This is a genomic window from Pantoea sp. R102 (genome assembly GCF_004916815.1).
GTDB lineage: Bacteria > Pseudomonadota > Gammaproteobacteria > Enterobacterales > Enterobacteriaceae > Pantoea > Pantoea dispersa.
The window spans coordinates 1-16,900 of the sequence record NZ_SDFT01000129.1 but is presented as its reverse complement, the minus strand read 5'-3'; the positions used below and the strand labels follow the sequence as shown (position 1 = coordinate 16,900).

Genomic DNA, 16,900 nt, shown 5'->3' with positions numbered 1-16,900 from the left:
AACAGCACCGCCACCAGCCATGAGCTGATGAGCGCCATCAGCACCACCGCAAACAGGGTATAGCAATATTCGCCCGCGCTGGATGCGGCAAAGCCGACCGGAATAAAACCGGCAATCATCACCAGCGTACCGGTCAGCATCGGGAAGGCGGTGGTACTGAACGCCCAGGTCGCTGCGCCAGTGCGGGAATCGCCGGCCTCCAGCCGCGCCACCATGGTTTCCACCGTGATCATCGCATCGTCTACCAGCAGGCCCAGCGCTACGATCAGTGCGCCCAGCGAGATGCGCTGCAGGCCGATACCGGCCAGATGCATGCCGATAAACGTCATGGCGAGTACCAGCGGGATCGCCGCCGCGACCACCAGGCCGGCGCGCAGTCCCAGCGAGACAAACGAAACTGCCAGCACGATGATCACTGCCTCGCCCAGCACATCGACAAATCCGCTGACGGCCTGTTGTACTACCGCTGACTGATCGGCGATGCGCGTCATCTCAATGCCGTGCGGCAGCTGGCTGGCTTCGCTCTCAATGCGCGCCCGCAGTGCCTGGCCAAAATCCAGCATGTTACCGGTGGCGGCCATCGACACGGCCAGTCCGATGGCCGGCTGGCCGTTAACGCGAAAAAGCGGGGCAGGCGGTTCGGCGGGGCGGCGCGTGATGGTGGCGATCGCCGTCAGTGGAACATAGCGATCGTTAACCCGCAGCGTAACCGCCCGCAGGCTCGCCTCGCTGTTGAACGCGCCGCTCACGCGCAGGGCGATGTTATCGGTGGCGGTGCGCACGCTGCCCGCCGGCTCCACGACATTCTGCGCCCGTAGCGCCTCTGCTACCTGCTGCAAATCCAGTCCCATAGCGGACAGCTGGCGCGGGGAAAAGGCCACCACCAGTTGCTCTTCCTGCTCGCCCAGTAGCTGGATCTTACCCACATCCGGCAGACTCATCAGATCGCGGCGAATATCATCCACCCGGTCCCGCAGCTCACGCGGGGAAAAACCGTCAGCGGTGAAGCCGTAAATCGTGCCAAAGGTATCGTCAAACTCATCGTTGACCGCCGGGCCCTGCACGCCCTGCGGCAAAGCCGGGGTCACATCCTGCATTTTTTTACGCACCTGGTACCAGATGCCGGCCACCTGTGCGGGCGGGGTGTCGTCACGCAGATTGACGAAAATGACCGTGCGGCCAGCGTGCGTTTCACTCTGCACATAATCCAGCCAGGGAATTTCCTGCAGCTTTTTCTCCAGCGGATCGGTGACCAGTCTGACCGTATCGTTGATGTCGGCACCTGGCCACTGCGCAGACACCACCGCAGTTTTGATGGTGAACGCCGGATCTTCGTTGCGCGAGAGCTTTTCATAGCTGACGATCCCTGCTGTCACGATCAGCAGCATAAGAAAGGCCATCAGCTGCTGCTGCTTCAGCGCCCAGGCAGAAAGATTAAACGCCGGTTTCATGCTGATCCTCCTGGCTGCCGGCAACGCGTTCACCGTCACGCAGGCTTCTGACGCCCGCCGTGATCACCCGATCGCCCGGCATGATCCCGGCGCGAATCCATACCGCATCTGCCGTGTAGCCGGCAATCGCGACCGTGCGCCGGATAACGCAGTTTTTCACCGGGTCAAGAATAAACACCGCCGGCTGGCCTGCCTGGCGGGTAAGCGCGGTGGCCGGAATCGCCATCACCGCATCCGTCGTCGTGTCAATCAGCGGCAGGGTGACGGCGACGCTGGCGCCCAGCACCATCTCTGCGGGAGGATTGTCCAGTGTGATGCGCACCCGCCAGCTGCGTGTCTGGGCGTCGGCCTGTGGACTGACGTCACGCAGGTGCGCTTCGGCCATCACGGACGGATTCTGCAATAGCGCAACGCGGAAGCGGGCACTGGCCCGGCGATCAAGGGTTTCAGGTGTGGCAACGTCAAACACCACGTCACGGCCTGTGCCGGTCGCAACGGTAAACACCGTCTGACCGGCGCTGACCACCTGACCGGCTGCGGCGCTGACGCCCGTCACCACGCCATCCTCAGACGCGGTGAGGTGGGTCCAGCGCAGGCTATCCTGCGCATTTTTCAATGCCGCTTCACTGCTCTGCCGCCGTGCCAGCGCAGCCTGCCAGTCGGCGCTGGCGCTATCGAGCTGAGCACGGGCAATTGCCCCGGACGGCATCAGCAGCCGCATGCGGTGCAGATTGAGGGCCGCCACCTTTTCGGCCGCGCGGCTGCTGTTCAGCTCCGCCTGTGCGCTCGCCAGCTGATTCAGCGCGCCGGGGCTGTCAAGCACCGCGAGCGTCTCTCCCTGCCTGAAGCGGCTGCCGACATCGGCGCTGCGCGTCAGAATCCGCCCCTCCAGCCTGAAACTGAGCGAGGTTTCATCGTGCGCGCGGATCTCGCCGGTCAGGGTTTGCTGCCCGGCGGGCGTGGGCGGGCCAACCGTGATGAACTTTACCGGACGCGGTGGCGGCGGCGTGGGTGAACGCTTGCGGTCACAGCCGGTAAGCAGCAGGGCCGTCAGCAGCAGACAGGGCAGCAGCGGCAGCAGGGAAACCAGGTGGCGCGGATTAAGCAGGTGGCGCACACCCTGTTTGATCAGGCAGGGAAGCTCGTCGGTCATGGCGCAATTCCTTTATCGGTATTTGCGCCATTACACCGTGCGAATATCAAGAATCCGGCGATGTTCCATCAAGAGCGTGTCAAGAAGGGCAACAACGTCAGGCGTTGCGCGGCAACAAAATCTGTACCTGCAAGCCTCCCGTTGCCGGCAGCGTGGCATTAATCGTGCCGCCGTGCGCCTGGCAAATCGCCCGCGCAATCGACAGGCCCAGCCCGCTGCCGCCCGAGTGGCGGGCGCGTGACGCCTCACCGCGCGCAAAGCGCTCAAACATCAACGCCAGAAACGCCGCAGGAACGCCCGGGCCGCTGTCCTGCACGATGATTTCGTAATGATCAACGGTGTTGCGCGTGCGCAGCTGCAGCTGGCTGCCGCTTCCGGCATAGCGCAGGGCGTTTTCCAGCAGGATGGTGAAAACCTGCCCGAGTCGGAACGGATCGACCGGCAGCAATGTCTCTTCAGCCAGCACTACCCCGGTGCTGATGCGCGCTTCATCCAGCTGCGGTTTGATCCACTGCAGGCGCTCGCGCAGGATATCGGCCGGGTTGCAGCGGACTTTCTCCAGCGTGAGCTGGCCGGCATCCGCCAGTGACAGCAGATGCAGCTCATCGATCAGCCGGTGCAGACAACTGAGCTGCGCCATGATCAGGGCGAGCTGACGTGAGTCAGCGCTGAACACGCCATCAAGCAGCGCCTGCAGACGCACCATGGCGGCGTTGAGCGGCGACCGCAGCTCATGCGCCATGGCGACATGCGACGTACGCAGCTCTTTGTCGTAACGCGCCAGCTGGCGCGTCATCGCGTTGAAGTTGTGCGCGAACTGCACCAGTTCGGCGGGCGCTGCCGGTGTTAACGCCGCCTGCGCACCGAAGTCGCCTGCGGTCACCTGGTCTGCCGCTCGTCTGAGCTGGCTGAACTGTGCAGAAAGCGGGCGCGCGTGGCGCAGCCCGAAATAGGCAATAAACGGAATGGTCACCAGCACCAGGATGCCGACGGTGATCCAGTCCGAGGAAGCAATGGACGGGTCGGAGTAGCGTATGCCCCACCAGCTATCGATGATCTGGTGAAAGCGCGCGGGATCGCGTTCCGGATGCGCACGCAGGGCGAGAAATTCATGCAGAACCGCCGGCGGCATATGGTGCGTGATCCACAGGTACTGCACCGTGAAGCGCAGCCACATGCACAAAGCAATCAGTACCACGGTACCGATAGCCAGCGTCAGAATGCGCAGACAAAGCCAGCGCCAGAGCGTTTGTGGGGATTTTTCTGTCATGGCTGGCGGAACCGGTAGCCTACGCCGCGCACGTTGAGCAGCACGCCCGCCATACCGGCCGCTTCCAGCTTTTTGCGCAGGTTATATACGTGGGTATCAATCACCCGCTCCAGCGCGTCGCTGTCCGGCATACACTGCTCCAGCAAAAACGGGCGGCTCAGCGCGCGCACCGGTGCGCGCATCAGCGTGACCAGCAGCGTGAATTCGGTTGGCGTGGTATCAACGCAAAGCACGTTACCCGAGGCCTGCGTGACGGTAACCGTCATCGCGCCGCTGTTCACCTCCAGCCCCTGCCAGCGCAGGATCTCTTCCTGCGGCGTTTTTACCGCGCTGCGCCGCAGCACTGCCTGCACGCGTGCCACTACTTCGCCGGGATGATAAGGCTTGACCACATAATCATCCGCGCCGTAGCGCAGGGCACCGATGCGATCGGGCGTATCGCCCATGGCCGTGACCATAATCACCGGCACCTCGCTGCTGCGCCGGAGTTTTGCCAGCACCTCGGTGCCGTTCAGGCCGGGCAGCATCACATCAAGCAAAATCAGATCGGGCTGCCAGCGCAGGGCCAGCTCAAGTCCGCTCAGGCCATCCGCGGCAACACGCACCGCATAATTTTCCCGTAGCAGATACGCCTCCAGCACCTCAGCCGCGTCAGCGTCGTCCTCAATAATCAGGATATTTTTGGTCTGCATAACTCACCTTGACAGTTTCTTCATAAATCCCTGGCTGTTTGTTGACACAGCCCCGGGATACTTCGGCTTCGCGCTGCGGCTGCCCGGGCAAGGGGCGGTAAACGGACCGATAAAGAGGTGACACGATGATAACCAGAAAAACGCTGATGTACATGACCCATCTGCTACTCATGATTTCCGCTGCCGCCAGGGCGGATGGTGACGCACAGACCAGCCTGACGCTCGGCGCGGGGGCGCAATTCGCGCCACGCTACAGCGGATCGAATAAAACACGGGTGCAGCCGGTACCGATTTTCCAGGCCAGAGATGGCGCATTTTTTGCTGATGCCCAGAAAGGCATCGGGTACGACCTGCAGAGCGACAGCGGGTTTTATCTGGAACACACGCTGGGTTACGGCCTCGGCCGAAGCGATAAAGATTCAACGTGGCGGGACGGCGCCAGCCGGCTGCAAGGCATGGGAAACATCAGTGCGACGGTGAACACTGCACTGGCGCTGGGCTGGCAGCTCACGCCGTGGCTGAGCGCAGAGGGCAAAGCGGTGCTGCCGCTCAGCGATGATCAGGGCGTGAACTATCAGGCATCCGTTACGCTGGTGCCTCTTCAGCGCGACAGCGATACCGTTGCACTGCAGACGGCGGCGCTGTTTGGCGATGCGCGTTATATGAATACCTGGTATGGCGTGAGCGATGTCCAGAGCAGGCGCAGCCGGTTTTCACGCTACGATGCCGGCGGCGGCTTCTATGGTGTTGCGACTACGCTCACCTGGAGCCACCAGTTTGATGCTCACTGGGGCACGCTGGTCAGCGCCGGTTACAGCTGGCTGGGCGACCGCGCCGCGGACAGCCCGATCGTGTCCCGGCGCGATCAGGTCACCGGCACGGTCGGCTTTAGCTATACCTTCTGAGAAACGTTTTCTGTGGCTGCACAACGCCCGGCAGGCGCGCTGTGCAGCACGACAGTCACTACGCGGACATACCGCCATCAATCACCAGTTCGCTGCCGGTAACATAGACACTTTCGTCCGATGCGAGGAACAGGGCAGCCGCCGCAACTTCGTCGGGATGGCCGAGGCGTTTGGCCGGTATCTGCGCGCTGAATGTCTGTCGTACCTCGTCGCTGGCCTGGTCAAACATCGGCGTGTCCGTCGGGCCAGGACTCAGCGTGTTGACGCGAATGCCGCGCGGTGCCAGTTCGCTGCTCCAGGTGCGGGCATAGGCGCGCACCGCGGCTTTGCTGGCCGAGTAAGCGCCATAGCCGGGATTGGCCATGCTGCCCGCAATCGATCCCACCAGCACGATGGCACCGCCTTCCGTCATGTGCTTCACCGCATGCTGTACGGTGAATACCATGGCACGCACGTTGAGGCCGAACGTGCGGTCAAAGTGCTCTGCGCTGGTCTCTTCGAGGCTGGCGGGTTCAGCCACGCCAGAGGAGTTCACCAGAATATCGAGACGTCCGGCGCGGGCCTGCACGGTGTCAAACAGACGGGCAACATCGTCTGCGCTGGTGAGGTCGCCTGCTATCGCCTCAATGCGGCCGCCAGTCAGCGTGACGGCTTCGGCCAGCAGCGCTTCGCGTCGCCCGGTGATGAAAACGTGGGCACCTTCCTGCACAAAACGGCGCGCGATGGCGAGGCCGATACCACTGCCGCCGCCGGTCACCAGCGCGACTTTTCCTTCGAGTTTCATTATGGCTGCTCCAGAATGAGAGGGGTGGACGGCTGATGATACATTTCGTATATTTAGTGTCAATTACGCACCTTATCTACATTAGATATACATAAGGAAACCCCATGCCGACTGATATCGCGGCGCTGCTGGCAGAGATCAACAGCACCCGTCCAATCCTGGAACAGGTCGCCAATAAGTGGTCGGTATTAATTCTGACCGTGCTGTGCACTGAACCCGCGCGCTTTAACGCGATTAAGCGCCGTCTTGATCCGATTACCCACAAGGCACTGACGGAGGCGTTGCGCCGGCTGGAGCGTAACGGCCTGATCAGCCGCCGCGTGATCGCCTCGTCCCCGGTGGCGGTGGAATATGCCATTACGCCGCTGGGCCAGACGTTGCAGGATCCGTTTGTTGCGCTGGTGAAGTGGGCCAGAGAGCAGGGCGACGCGATTGAAAAGGCACAGGTTGTCTATGATCAACGTCGTGCCAGCGAAGAATAAAGCGTGGCGGCCGCCGGCTATTCAGGCGGTCTGTTAATCGCATGCTCAACATGGTTTGCCGTTCTTCTCCTCGCCGCTAAATTAGTCCACATAAAAATGAACTTATTAAATTCGACTCGCCGGAATTTAATTACGTCATTTCAGTAAATTTCACGCTGCGTTATTATTTGCTTGCGGGAAAAAACGGTTAAAAATTTTGAATGGGTAAAACAAATGATTTCAATAACACCTTAGCAGGTTTGCGCTACAGTATTAGCACTTGATTATTTGAGGATGTTTCCATGAAATTTTTGAAAAAAACGGCGCTGCTTTCTCTGGTGGCATTATATGTTCCCCTGTCACATGCCGCAGCGACGGAATATAACCTTGACCCGCAACATACTTCCGTGGTGATCGCATGGAATCACTTTGGTTTCTCTCATCCGACTGCTGATATTTCTGATGTTTCCGGTCAGCTGGCTTTTGATAAAGAAAACCCGGAAAAGTCACAGGTTAATGTGACCCTGCCGTTAAAAACGATTGACACGCATGTGCCAGCGCTGACCAAAGAGTTTTTGGGTAATGAGTATTTTGACGTTAAAAAATATCCTCAGGCCACCTTCCACAGCACCCATGTGGAAAGTAAAGGCGATAATAAATATGATGTGCAGGGTAATTTAACCATCAAAGGGATCACTAAGCCGGTTGTGCTGCATGCCACGCTGAACAAGCAGGATATGCATCCTATGGTTAAAAAGCAGGCGATCGGTTTTGATGCCACCGGCGTCATCAAACGCTCGGATTTTAAAATCGATAAATATGTTCCGGCCGTGGGCGACGAAGTGACGATTACGCTCTCTACCGAGGCGTACGCCAAATAAGGCATTGCGCGCTTAATCGCGCGCTTTTTCTCTGCATCAACCTGCTGCGCTATGCGCGTGGTCAGCGCGAGCTGGCGCAACAGGTTGTCTGTACTTCTTCCCCGGACGCAGCATCACTGCCTGTCAGCGCATTTCTCGTCAGCACCCTCTGACGCTTTGCCTCATCACCTGCCTGAAATTTCAGACCTTTAGCAATAAAGCCGAAAAAAACCACCAATTCATAACCTTGCGATGATCGCCAGCAGAGCACCCGATGACCTGAAGGGTTTTTCCCCTGCTAACAGCGGCCAGTGAACTATATTTTTACCCACTGAAGTGCGAAATCATGGGTTTAGCAGATAACCGGCACGATAACGGTTACTGATTTTGGTGACTTATCTGACAACCACGGTTGTTAGCTGAACAGAAGGGAATATCATGCCATTACTTCTAGGTGAGTTATCTGGTGCGCCGACATGGGTACCTGCTGTATTGCTCGTCACACTCTCGCTACTGCTGGGTTTTCTGGCCCGCTTTATTCTTCTCAGGTTTATTCGCTACTGGCAAAGCCGCGATCGCAAGCTGTTTAAATCGCTGGAAAAGCATCTGCGGGGATCGTTATTTTTATTCATTCCATTACTGCTGATCAATATGGGGATGAATTATGTGCATCTTGATCCTGGCTCACTGAGCTTTATCGCCACCACGCTTAATATCTTTATCATCTTATCGTTCTGTTCCATTTTGATTCGCCTGATTAACGTAGCGCAGGATATGTTATTTATTCGCTATGATATCAACCTGTCGAACAACCTGCGCGCGCGTAAAATTCGTACGCAATTAATCTATGTTAAAAAAGTGGCTATCGTCATCCTGGTACTGTTTTGCCTGAGTTTAATTCTGCTCAACTTCCCCGGTGTACGTAAATTCGGCACCACCATCCTCGCGGGTGCCGGTGTCGCCGGTATTATTATTGGTTTCGCTTTGCAAAAGTCGCTGGTGAATCTGTTTGCCGGCATTCAGATTGCTTTCACCCAACCGATAAAAATTGACGATGCGGTGGTGGTCGAAAAGGAGTGGGGCTGGATTGAGGAAATCAATCTGACCTATGTTGTGGTGCGCATCTGGGATTTACGCCGTCTGGTGCTGCCCATCACCTATTTTACCGAGAATGCATTTCAGAACTGGACGCGAAATAATGCGCAAATATTGGGGTCTGTGTTTCTCTATGTTGATTACTCGATGCCGCTGGCGCCGTTGCGTGAGCATTTTGAAAAAATCCTCAATGAGACGCGGCTCTGGGATCGCGAAACTCAGGTACTGCAGGTGACCGATACCACGGAAAAAACCATGACCATCCGTTTACTGATGACCGCGCAGAACTCACCGACGGCATGGGATTTACGCTGCTACGTCCGCGAGAAAATGATTGAATTCATTCAGCAGAATTACCCGCAGAGTTTGCCGCAGGTCAGAGCCACCCTGACCGACGCCGACAAAGCATAGTTCAGGCTGGCGATGGGGCATCGCTCGGTAATTGCTCAGGTTGCCATTGCTATCCGGCGTCATTATCAGGGCCCTTGTCGGGGCCCTGACAGGGCGTTTTCTCCGTCCGTTTTTACTGACTCTTTTCCTTATCCGCCTCCGCTGCCTTTGGCAGATCTTTACGCAGTTTTGCCACCTGATCCGCGCTTACCGCAGGTGCCTGATTGCCCCAGCCGTTACGAATGAATGTCACCAGATCCGCCACCTGCTGATCGTTGAGCCGCCAGGCAAAATCAGGCATAGCCAGCCCGGTGACCGCCTCCTTCGTGACAGCCATTTTGCCGCCGCGCAGTACAATGCTAATCACCGATGAAGGATCATCACTCAGGATTGCTGAGTTACCGGCAAGAGAAGGGAAGGTTTTGGCGTAGCCTTTGCCATCCAGGCGGTGGCAACCTGAGCAGTTATCCATGTACAGCCGTGAACCAGGTACGCTGATGTCTCCCCGGATAAGCGCGGCAGTGGTGGTATCGGCGGATGGCGCAGACGGCATATCAGGTGCGGAAGCCGGCAGTGACTTCAAATAGCTCGCCACCGCAGCAAGATCGGCCTGGCTGAGATATTGTGTGCTGTGCTCTACCACATCCGTCATAGAACCGAACGCGGCTGAGGTGTTGGTACGACCGGTTTTCAGAAATAACGCAATATCTTCATTTGACCAACTGCCGAGTCCCGACTTCGCGTTGCCGGTCAGATCCGGGGCATGCCAGCCCTCCAGTGTCCCGCCGGTCAGGTACGTTTTGCCCTGCTGATCTAACGATTTTTCCTGATAAGCAATGCCACGCGGGGTATGACAGGTGCCGCAGTGACCCAATCCCTGCACCAGATAAGCGCCACGATTCCACTCCGCACTTTTGGTGGTATCCGCTGCGTAAGCGTTATCGTCGTGGAAAGCCAGATTCCACAGGGCCAGTGGCCAGCGCATATTCAGTGGCCATGGAATATCGCTTTTTCTGTTTTCCGCGTGAACCGCCGTTACACCATGCATCATGTAAGCATACAAAGCATGCATATCTTCATCGTTAACTTTGGCATAAGCCGTATAAGGCATCGCTGGATACAAATGTCGCCCGTCTTTCGCTACTCCCTGACGTAATGCTTTAGCAAAGTCGTCATAGGTGTATTCGCCAATACCGGTGGCTTTATCCGGGGTGATATTAGTCGAATAAATTGCGCCAACCGGCGTCATCATTTTTAATCCGCCGGTAAAGCTCTCTTTTCCGGCAATCGAGTGACAGGCAACGCAATCTCCGGCAGTGGCAATATATTTACCCTTGCTGATGAGTTCCGGAGAGACATCTTCCGCTGCAGAGGATAAAGCACAGAATAGTGTTAGTAAGGACAGCCATTTCAAACAGGTCATTTTCATCTTCTTATCCTTATCCCCTTAAGCCTGAACCATTGGGCCTGGATTTTTCAGATAAATCGTTTTGATTGCGTTAGCTGAAAATAGCGTGGTTGCGCCGACGATTCCCGTGGGGTTGTATGCATGGTTTTGTGGGAAGCAACTGGCACCGGCCACGAACACGTTGGACACGTCCCAACACTGCAGATATTTATTCACCACGCTGGTCGCCGGGCTGTCACCCATTATGGCGCCACCGGTGGTATGGGTAGATTGATAAGGACGAACATCGTAATGCGTAGATAAGTTTTTGAAGCCCATGTCGTAAGAATCTGGCCCGATAGCCTTAATGATATTTTCCGTTTTGCCTGCCATGAACTGGGTCATTTTGAGTTCATTCTGCTGCCAGTCAAACGTCATTCTTAATAAAGGCAGCCCATAACCATCGGTATAGGTCGGGTCAAGATCAAGATAACATTGCTTATAAGGCATGACAGATGAACTGACGCCAATGCTCATATTATGCAGGTAGCTATCCCTGATTGCTTTTTTCCAGCCGCTGCCCCATTTAGGCGCATTTTTAGGCGTGACAGTTTGCTCTATAGGCCGGGCGCCGGTAACATGCGCAGAGACCGTACTGCCACCAATAAAGCCTGCAGCAGAGTGATCGAAGTTTTCACTGTTGTAATTATCAATATAGGCGCCTGACGCACCGGTGGCGGCAAAATGGTTAAAGTAGGTCTCTTTGTTGAAGAACAGTTTTGCGCCGCCTAACATTTGATAGGCATAATTCCTGCCAACCACGCCTTCGCCTGTCTCGGGATTATAAGGCTTACCGATTTTAGACAGCAAAAGCAGCCGGACATTATGCAACTGGAAGGCGCTGAGGATAACCATCGCTGCGGGTTGTTCGACTTCACTGCCATTTTCATCAATATAGGTTACGCCAGTCGCCAGTTTCCCCGTGTTGTCTTTATTGACGCGAAGCACATGTGATTTACAGCGCAATTCAAAGTTATCGTATTGCTTAAGGGCGGGAATAACACTGGTTTGTGGCGACGCTTTAGAATAGTTATAGCAACCGAATTTTTCACAAAAACCACAATAGTTACAGACGCCCAGCGCAACGCCGTACGGGTTGGTATATGCCTCAGTGCAGATGGCGGCGGGACCCGGGAAGGGATTGTAGCCCAGTTCTTTCGTGGTTTTTTCAAACAGCATGGCAGAATACTGGTAAAGCAACGGTTTGGTCGGGAAAGGATTCGCGCGTTGCGCTTCAAAGGGGTTACCACCTTCGATGATATTGCCATTCAGGTTCCCGGCCTGGCCTGAAGCACCACAAATTTTCTCAAACTTATCAAAATAGGGTTCTATTTCACTGTAGCTGAAAGGATAGTCCTGCAGCGTCATACCCTCAGGAATAAAACTGGCACCATATTTTTCAGTCACCACGGTTTTCAGTCGGAGATCCGCTTCCAGTGGCCGCCAAAGCAGACCATTCCAGTGTACGCCAGCGCCGCCCACGCCGTCGCCGGGTAAAAAAGAACCCATGCGGCGATAAGGTAAAGCGGTATCTTTAGTGGTATGCCGCACCGTCACGCTCTCTTTGGATATGTTCTGAAAAAGTTTTAGCCTGACACCATATGTCAGTTCATCAATGATACGGGGATAGGCAAAGTCAGGGTAAGTATCTCGTTGTTCTCCCCGTTCAAGCGCAACAATTTTTAATCCGGTTGAGGCTAATTCCATCGCCATCAACGAACCAGCCCAGCCAAAGCCAACAATAACTACATCTACAGGTTCTTTTTTAATCGTCATTTTTTTGCACCATACTTGCCAGAAATACTTACAGGGCCTAAAGGATAAGGTTTGTCGGGATTCTCCATAACCTGAATAAAGTCCGCGCGCGCGCCCGGGAAACCAATCAATTTCCAGGATGCCATGGTTTGATTACCGCCATGCACCGGATCGGCTAAATAACCTTCTTTAGTGTTCTGTAGTAACTGAGAGAAAAATAACTTGCCTGAAATAGTATCAAGCACGATTTTTCCCGACTCCAGATCGTGTAAAATCGCTTCCTGTTTTTCTTTGCTTAAATCTGCGAAGTTATTCTGGAAATTTTCACGGCAGTATTTGTTCAGGTTGATAATTCCCCGGCGGTAAATTTCCCGTGGCACCAGATTAGTCTGGTATCCCATCTCAGGAATCGACTCCTGAAATGGCGGGCTCATATACCACAGGTAACCATAGCCATAAGGCAATTCCATTTGCTTATCGATGTAAACGGGCACGCCTTCACTCACCGCACCGGGACCGAATTCGTCTTCAGGAATCAGCAGGTCCGTTGCGGATAAAATAAATCGCCATTCGTCATTATTAAAAAATACCGGAACGTAGTGATAGGTCTCACTTTTTTCTGTAGCCGGAGCTGCAGAAGCCATCGCGCTGACTGCTGTGGTGCCTGCAAGCGCGGTGAAGGGGATGACAGAGAGGGTTTTCTGCAGAAATGACCTTCTGGATGTTTTGATTGGTTGCTCTTTTGATTTCATTCAAATGATTCCTGAGTACAAAGACATGGCGCTTTGCACTACTTGCTTTTTGCCCACCCCCTTTCTTTCCCAGGGGAATAATAAATAACCTCAACTAATTGTTTTTCTGTATTCAATCCTCTGGCCATGCGGCAGCCCGATCTCTCAGGGATCGATGCATGCTGTAAGCAGTCTTACTGGATAGTCGTTGCGATTTTACATGGTGAAACAGTGTTGTACCATATGAAACAAGGTCATTTCGTCACCCTATTTGTAACGAAGATATACATGCGTGGTGGGCGAATTGTTATGAAATGGTCGTTTTCATTAACATCCGCTACCGGCAAAACGTCCAGCGGACACCAGGCAGCACGGCAGCGGCAGGGGCAGGGGACGGCAGTCTATTTCTGGCATAAAAAAATGCCCGCAGAGCGGGCATAACAAAAAACTACAGGAAAAATTCTCGTCGCAACGCTTGAGCTGTGTGTTGCGTCACTATAGTAGCAACGAAAATTCTCTCCTGCTGACAATGTTCGATGAGTTAATTTTGTTGCCGGGATTCACAGCGCACGCTTCCGTCGCCATTTCTCCCGTTCGCGGTGAGCTATCTCCGCTGTCCATGTTAACCCGTCCAGCGCGACTGGCGGATAATCCGGCAAAAATTCATCGGGCGAAATGCCGGTTGCTTATCAGCAATGACATCAGCTTTCACGTTGCCGAAAGTCGTCGCCGGTTTGTGTTGAATGCCTTCATAAAATGCCTGGATAATTTCTTCTTTAAACTGTGCCGGACGGGGATGCTGCTGCACCACGGCTTCACGTTGCTCATCGCTGAAGTGATCATAGTCAATACCCAGCACATCCATCTCAACGCCGGCCGTCACCAGGGCGATTTCCCCGGCCATAAATTGCGGAATGCCGGGCGTCGTGTGCAGGGCAATCGCCGTCCACACTTTATCAATATCCGCCTGGGCAACCCCGTAATGTTGCAGAAAATCGCGCGCCGCATTGGCGCCATCGACTTCAAAGCGCTTATCGCAACTGCAATGCTGTTGCGTCAGGCCCACATCATGGAACATGCAGCCAACGTAAAGCAGCTCGGCATCCACTTTGACCCCCAGTCGCTGACCTGCCAAAGCGCCCCAGTAAAAAACGCGGCTGGAGTGATGAAATAACAGATCCGATTCGATGTCACGTACCAGCGCGGTAGCATCGCGCGCCATTTTGCTGTCCGGAATACGAATGCCGTTAAGAGTAAAACTCATGGTGATGTCTCCGCTTAGTAAAGTTGCGTTCAGCATAAAGCCGCGCGACAATGTCATGAATCTCTGTTTAACGATGATTTCAGACATTGCGATTTAAGCGGACAGCCAGACAATGACTCACCATCACATTACCCTTTTGGCCGTTCCCGGCGCCCAGTTGCTGGATATTTCCGGGCCGCTGGATGTGTTTGCCGAGGCAAATCGGCTGCTGCATCGTCAGGTGTATCAGCTCAGCGTGATGTCGCTGCAGCACACCAGCATCCGCTGCTCGTCTGGTGTCCGGCTGGAAGCCGACGTTGCGCTAACTGCGGCGACACAGCATCGCGCCGATACCTTTCTGGTCGCCGGAGCACCTGACGCCAGCCAGATGCAGCTTTCCGCCAGTGAGCGCCAGCAGATTATCGCGCTCTGTCAGCGCAGCCAGCGTTACGGCTCGGTGTGTACCGGGGCGCTGCTGCTGGCGCAAACGGGTTTGCTGAACGGCAGGAAAGTCACTACTCACTGGGCGTGTGCGGAACGGCTGGCATTACTGCTACCCGATGCGCAGGTCGAAGCCGATGCGCTATATGTGGCGGATGGTGCATTACGCACGGCGGCGGGCGTGACGTCCGGATTGGATCTGGCGCTGCGGCTGGTGGAAGAGGATCTCGGGCGCGAGCTGGCGCAGGAGGTGGCCGCCAGCCTGGTGATGTTCTTCCAGCGCCCGGTGACACAGGGACATTTTGTGCGTAAACAGCAGTTGTCCCTGGCCGGACGCAGCGCCTTTCAGGAGATGCAGCGCTGGGCAATCGCGCATCTGGCACAGATTCGCGGGCTGGAAGACCTGGCGGCGCACATGCACCTCAGTACGCGGCATTTAGCGCGTCTGTTTCAGCAGGAAATGCAGATCCAGCCTGGCGCATGGCTGGAGCAGGCGCGCATCAGCCACGCGCGGGCTTTGCTGGATGCCGGTGAGCTGCCGCTAAAAGCGATCCCGGCGGCCTGCGGTTATCACAGTGCCGATGTGATGCGCCGCGCGTTTGTCAAAGTAACCGGCATGACGCCGTCGCTGTATCGCAAAATGTTCCCGCCGCCGCGCTGAGTCTGCACCACTGTCTGTATTCTCGTCCGGCTGCGCCATCCAGCCGCTTATTCCAGCGTGTTGCTTTCCAGCTTATGCGTTGCAGTCCCGCGCGTTGACCACCAGCAGAGCAGCGAACCGAGGCAAACCATCGCCGTGCCTTGCCAGAAGGAGAAGGTCAGGCTGGAGTTAAGGATAAAAGCGGCTATCAGCGACGAAATGATAGGGATAAAGTAGGAAGCTGCGGCTAACAGCGTGACATTGCCGTGCAAAATGCCGACGTTCCACGCCGCATAGCCAAGCCCCATCGCCATCGCTGCCAGCGCCAGGCTGATGCACGCCTGTAGCGAAAACACCACGGGCGGCTGCGGTGATAGCAGCGATTTCAGCCACAGCGTCAGCGCAGTTAAGATGAAAAACAGCGTGATGCCGTTACTGCCTTTAGCGCTACTTTTTGTCACCACGCAATAAACCGCCCAAATCATCGCACCGCCAAATGCCAGACCATAACTGAGCGGATTATCCATCACGTTGTCGATCATTTCGCCCAGTGAAAACCCCCGATCTCCGCTCAGTACCCGACAAATACCGGCGACGGCCAGCAGGAGGCCGGGAATAATCAACGGGCTGGTCTTTTGCCGGTTAACCATCACCGTTAAAACGATGGTCATCGCCGGCCACAGGTAATTAACCATGCCGACTTCAATCGCCTGATGGCCGCTATGAGTAAAACCCAGCGACAGCGACAGGCAGAGCTCATAGCAGACAAACAGCAGGCTGCCGATCAGCAAATAGCGGCGGGGAAACTGGCGCAGGTCAGGAAAACCCACGGTGAGCAGCAACAGCAGGGCGCTGGCGCTGTAAATCAGCGCGGCACCGGTTACCGGACCAAAACTTTCACTGACGCTTTTTATTAATCCTACAATCGTGCTCCACAGCAGAATGGCCAGCAGACCAGTCAGGGTAGCTTTACTCTGCGGCATTACCCGTTACCTCAATGTGTGAAAAATCGCGGCGTGCTCGCCAGTGTGGCGGCTGGCGGGGACGCAGACAAGATGAATCTGCAGGTTGCCGATGTGACTGGCCGGAAAGCGCACTCGTCTGCAGACAAAAAGTTGAAATAATATTCTGATTAAAATCAGTGTAATAGAGCAGTGATGTAAATCTTCGCTAAAAAATAACTTGCTATTAAATAGTGCACTATATAAATTCAGTCTCAGTTCAGAACACGACCATCAAGTCATTATCATTTAAATAGCGTGCAATATAATCGCAAAAAATATTAAAGGAGTAACACCATGAAATTACAACACTCTCTGCTTGCCATGGCGATGGCTACTGCATCTGTTAATAGCTTTGCTGACGCACCACAACCTGAACGTCACGTGCAGCAGTTTTTACAGGCGCTGAACAGCAGCGGCGGCAAACCGATTGAGCAACTGTCACCGCAGGCGGCGCGCCAGGTCCTGATTGATGCGCAGAAGGGCGTAACGCTGCCGCCGGCCGACGTCACTGAAAAAACCATTCAGGTAAACGGCCAGCCCATTAAGCTGAATATCGTAAAACCGCAGGGCGCACAGGG

The 16,900-nt window shown here is 55.3% G+C and carries 15 protein-coding genes and 1 pseudogene; 6 read left to right on the top strand and 10 right to left on the bottom strand.

The genetic code is table 11. The annotated features are described in order from the left end of the window. The 4 genes from ERD80_RS14200 to ERD80_RS14185 form a co-directional block, all read right to left on the bottom strand. Positions 1 to 1,451, bottom strand: a 1,451-nt coding sequence (locus ERD80_RS14200; RefSeq protein ID WP_136547333.1) for an efflux RND transporter permease subunit, incomplete at its 3' end; no start/stop codon positions are given. After that, positions 1,435 to 2,604, bottom strand: coding sequence for an efflux RND transporter periplasmic adaptor subunit (locus ERD80_RS14195; protein ID WP_136547331.1), 1,170 nt, complete (start codon positions 2,602 to 2,604; stop codon positions 1,435 to 1,437). The genes ERD80_RS14195 and ERD80_RS14200, both read right to left, overlap by 17 nt. Before the next feature lie 97 nt (positions 2,605 to 2,701). Then, positions 2,702 to 3,874 (bottom strand): ATP-binding protein, encoded by a 1,173-nt coding sequence (locus ERD80_RS14190; protein ID WP_136547329.1) that lies wholly within the window; start codon positions 3,872 to 3,874, stop codon positions 2,702 to 2,704. Further along, a complete protein-coding gene (locus tag ERD80_RS14185) occupies positions 3,871 to 4,566 on the bottom strand; it encodes a response regulator transcription factor (RefSeq protein WP_021509002.1) in 696 nt (231 codons plus the stop codon). Before ERD80_RS14185 ends, ERD80_RS14190 begins: the two co-directional genes overlap by 4 nt. A 125-nt stretch (positions 4,567 to 4,691) precedes the next feature. Between ERD80_RS14185 and ERD80_RS14180 the strand changes: the two genes are divergently transcribed. Continuing rightward, positions 4,692 to 5,471 (top strand): MipA/OmpV family protein, encoded by a 780-nt coding sequence (locus ERD80_RS14180; RefSeq protein ID WP_136547327.1) that lies wholly within the window; start codon positions 4,692 to 4,694, stop codon positions 5,469 to 5,471. A 58-nt stretch (positions 5,472 to 5,529) separates the two neighbouring features. On the opposite strand, the gene ERD80_RS14175 is transcribed toward ERD80_RS14180, so the two are convergent. Beyond that, the gene (locus ERD80_RS14175; protein WP_136547335.1) at positions 5,530 to 6,258 is read right to left on the bottom strand and encodes a 3-oxoacyl-ACP reductase family protein; all 729 of its coding nucleotides are present in this window, start codon (positions 6,256 to 6,258) and stop codon (positions 5,530 to 5,532) included. 101 nt (positions 6,259 to 6,359) lie between these two features. Here ERD80_RS14175 and ERD80_RS14170 point away from each other — a divergent pair, with 101 nt between their 5' ends. The 3 genes from ERD80_RS14170 to ERD80_RS14160 all read left to right on the top strand — a co-directional run bounded on the left by ERD80_RS14170 (position 6,360) and on the right by ERD80_RS14160 (position 9,082). Then, complete coding sequence (locus ERD80_RS14170) at positions 6,360 to 6,737, top strand: helix-turn-helix domain-containing protein (RefSeq protein ID WP_021509005.1); 378 nt, start codon at positions 6,360 to 6,362, stop codon at positions 6,735 to 6,737. A 281-nt stretch (positions 6,738 to 7,018) separates the two neighbouring features. Beyond that, positions 7,019 to 7,597 (top strand): YceI family protein, encoded by a 579-nt coding sequence (locus tag ERD80_RS14165; RefSeq protein WP_058759072.1) that lies wholly within the window; start codon positions 7,019 to 7,021, stop codon positions 7,595 to 7,597. A 417-nt stretch (positions 7,598 to 8,014) separates the two neighbouring features. Next, entirely contained in the window at positions 8,015 to 9,082 is a 1,068-nt protein-coding gene (locus ERD80_RS14160; protein WP_058759073.1) for a mechanosensitive ion channel domain-containing protein, read from the top strand. Positions 9,083 to 9,194: 112 nt separating this feature from the next. Here the strand turns inward: ERD80_RS14160 and ERD80_RS14155 are convergent, their stop codons facing one another. The 4 genes from ERD80_RS14155 to ERD80_RS14140 form a co-directional block, all read right to left on the bottom strand. After that, the gene (locus tag ERD80_RS14155; RefSeq protein WP_136547326.1) at positions 9,195 to 10,490 is read right to left on the bottom strand and encodes a cytochrome c; all 1,296 of its coding nucleotides are present in this window, start codon (positions 10,488 to 10,490) and stop codon (positions 9,195 to 9,197) included. Between the two features lie 18 nt (positions 10,491 to 10,508). After that, positions 10,509 to 12,284, bottom strand: coding sequence for a GMC family oxidoreductase (locus tag ERD80_RS14150; protein WP_136547324.1), 1,776 nt, complete (start codon positions 12,282 to 12,284; stop codon positions 10,509 to 10,511). Further along, positions 12,281 to 13,015 carry a gluconate 2-dehydrogenase subunit 3 family protein gene (locus ERD80_RS14145; RefSeq protein WP_136547322.1) on the bottom strand — a complete coding sequence of 245 codons (735 nt, stop codon included), beginning with the start codon at positions 13,013 to 13,015 and terminating at the stop codon, positions 12,281 to 12,283. The genes ERD80_RS14150 and ERD80_RS14145 overlap by 4 nt, the downstream gene beginning before the upstream one ends. A 601-nt stretch (positions 13,016 to 13,616) precedes the next feature. Beyond that, positions 13,617 to 14,258: an HD domain-containing protein gene (locus ERD80_RS14140; RefSeq protein WP_136547321.1), complete on the bottom strand. Its 642-nt coding sequence runs from the start codon at positions 14,256 to 14,258 to the stop codon at positions 13,617 to 13,619. Positions 14,259 to 14,370: 112 nt separating this feature from the next. Here ERD80_RS14140 and ERD80_RS14135 point away from each other — a divergent pair, with 112 nt between their 5' ends. Next, complete coding sequence (locus ERD80_RS14135; RefSeq protein WP_136547319.1) at positions 14,371 to 15,339, top strand: AraC family transcriptional regulator; 969 nt, start codon at positions 14,371 to 14,373, stop codon at positions 15,337 to 15,339. A gap of 47 nt (positions 15,340 to 15,386) precedes the next feature. On the opposite strand, the gene yddG is transcribed toward ERD80_RS14135, so the two are convergent. Then, positions 15,387 to 16,301 carry an aromatic amino acid DMT transporter YddG gene (yddG, locus tag ERD80_RS14130; protein ID WP_136547317.1) on the bottom strand — a complete coding sequence of 305 codons (915 nt, stop codon included), beginning with the start codon at positions 16,299 to 16,301 and terminating at the stop codon, positions 15,387 to 15,389. Positions 16,302 to 16,616: 315 nt separating this feature from the next. Between yddG and ERD80_RS14125 the strand changes: the two are divergent. After that, positions 16,617 to 16,900 (top strand): annotated as a pseudogene (locus ERD80_RS14125) (alpha/beta hydrolase); the annotation flags it as partial.

Bases quoted from the DNA above. Each gene is read 5' to 3' on its own strand.
- yddG (WP_136547317.1), bottom strand. From the start codon at position 16,301: ATGCCGCAGAGTAAAGCTACCCTGACTGGTCTGCTGGCCATTCTGCTG.
- ERD80_RS14145 (WP_136547322.1), bottom strand. From the start codon at position 13,015: ATGAAATCAAAAGAGCAACCAATCAAAACATCCAGAAGGTCATTTCTG.
- ERD80_RS14190 (WP_136547329.1), bottom strand. From the start codon at position 3,874: ATGACAGAAAAATCCCCACAAACGCTCTGGCGCTGGCTTTGTCTGCGC.
- ERD80_RS14170 (WP_021509005.1), top strand. From the start codon at position 6,360: ATGCCGACTGATATCGCGGCGCTGCTGGCAGAGATCAACAGCACCCGT.
- ERD80_RS14195 (WP_136547331.1), bottom strand. From the start codon at position 2,604: ATGACCGACGAGCTTCCCTGCCTGATCAAACAGGGTGTGCGCCACCTG.
- ERD80_RS14135 (WP_136547319.1), top strand. From the start codon at position 14,371: ATGACTCACCATCACATTACCCTTTTGGCCGTTCCCGGCGCCCAGTTG.
- ERD80_RS14180 (WP_136547327.1), top strand. From the start codon at position 4,692: ATGATAACCAGAAAAACGCTGATGTACATGACCCATCTGCTACTCATG.
- ERD80_RS14150 (WP_136547324.1), bottom strand. From the start codon at position 12,284: ATGACGATTAAAAAAGAACCTGTAGATGTAGTTATTGTTGGCTTTGGC.
- ERD80_RS14165 (WP_058759072.1), top strand. From the start codon at position 7,019: ATGAAATTTTTGAAAAAAACGGCGCTGCTTTCTCTGGTGGCATTATAT.
- ERD80_RS14155 (WP_136547326.1), bottom strand. From the start codon at position 10,490: ATGAAAATGACCTGTTTGAAATGGCTGTCCTTACTAACACTATTCTGT.
- ERD80_RS14160 (WP_058759073.1), top strand. From the start codon at position 8,015: ATGCCATTACTTCTAGGTGAGTTATCTGGTGCGCCGACATGGGTACCT.
- ERD80_RS14140 (WP_136547321.1), bottom strand. From the start codon at position 14,258: ATGAGTTTTACTCTTAACGGCATTCGTATTCCGGACAGCAAAATGGCG.
- ERD80_RS14185 (WP_021509002.1), bottom strand. From the start codon at position 4,566: ATGCAGACCAAAAATATCCTGATTATTGAGGACGACGCTGACGCGGCT.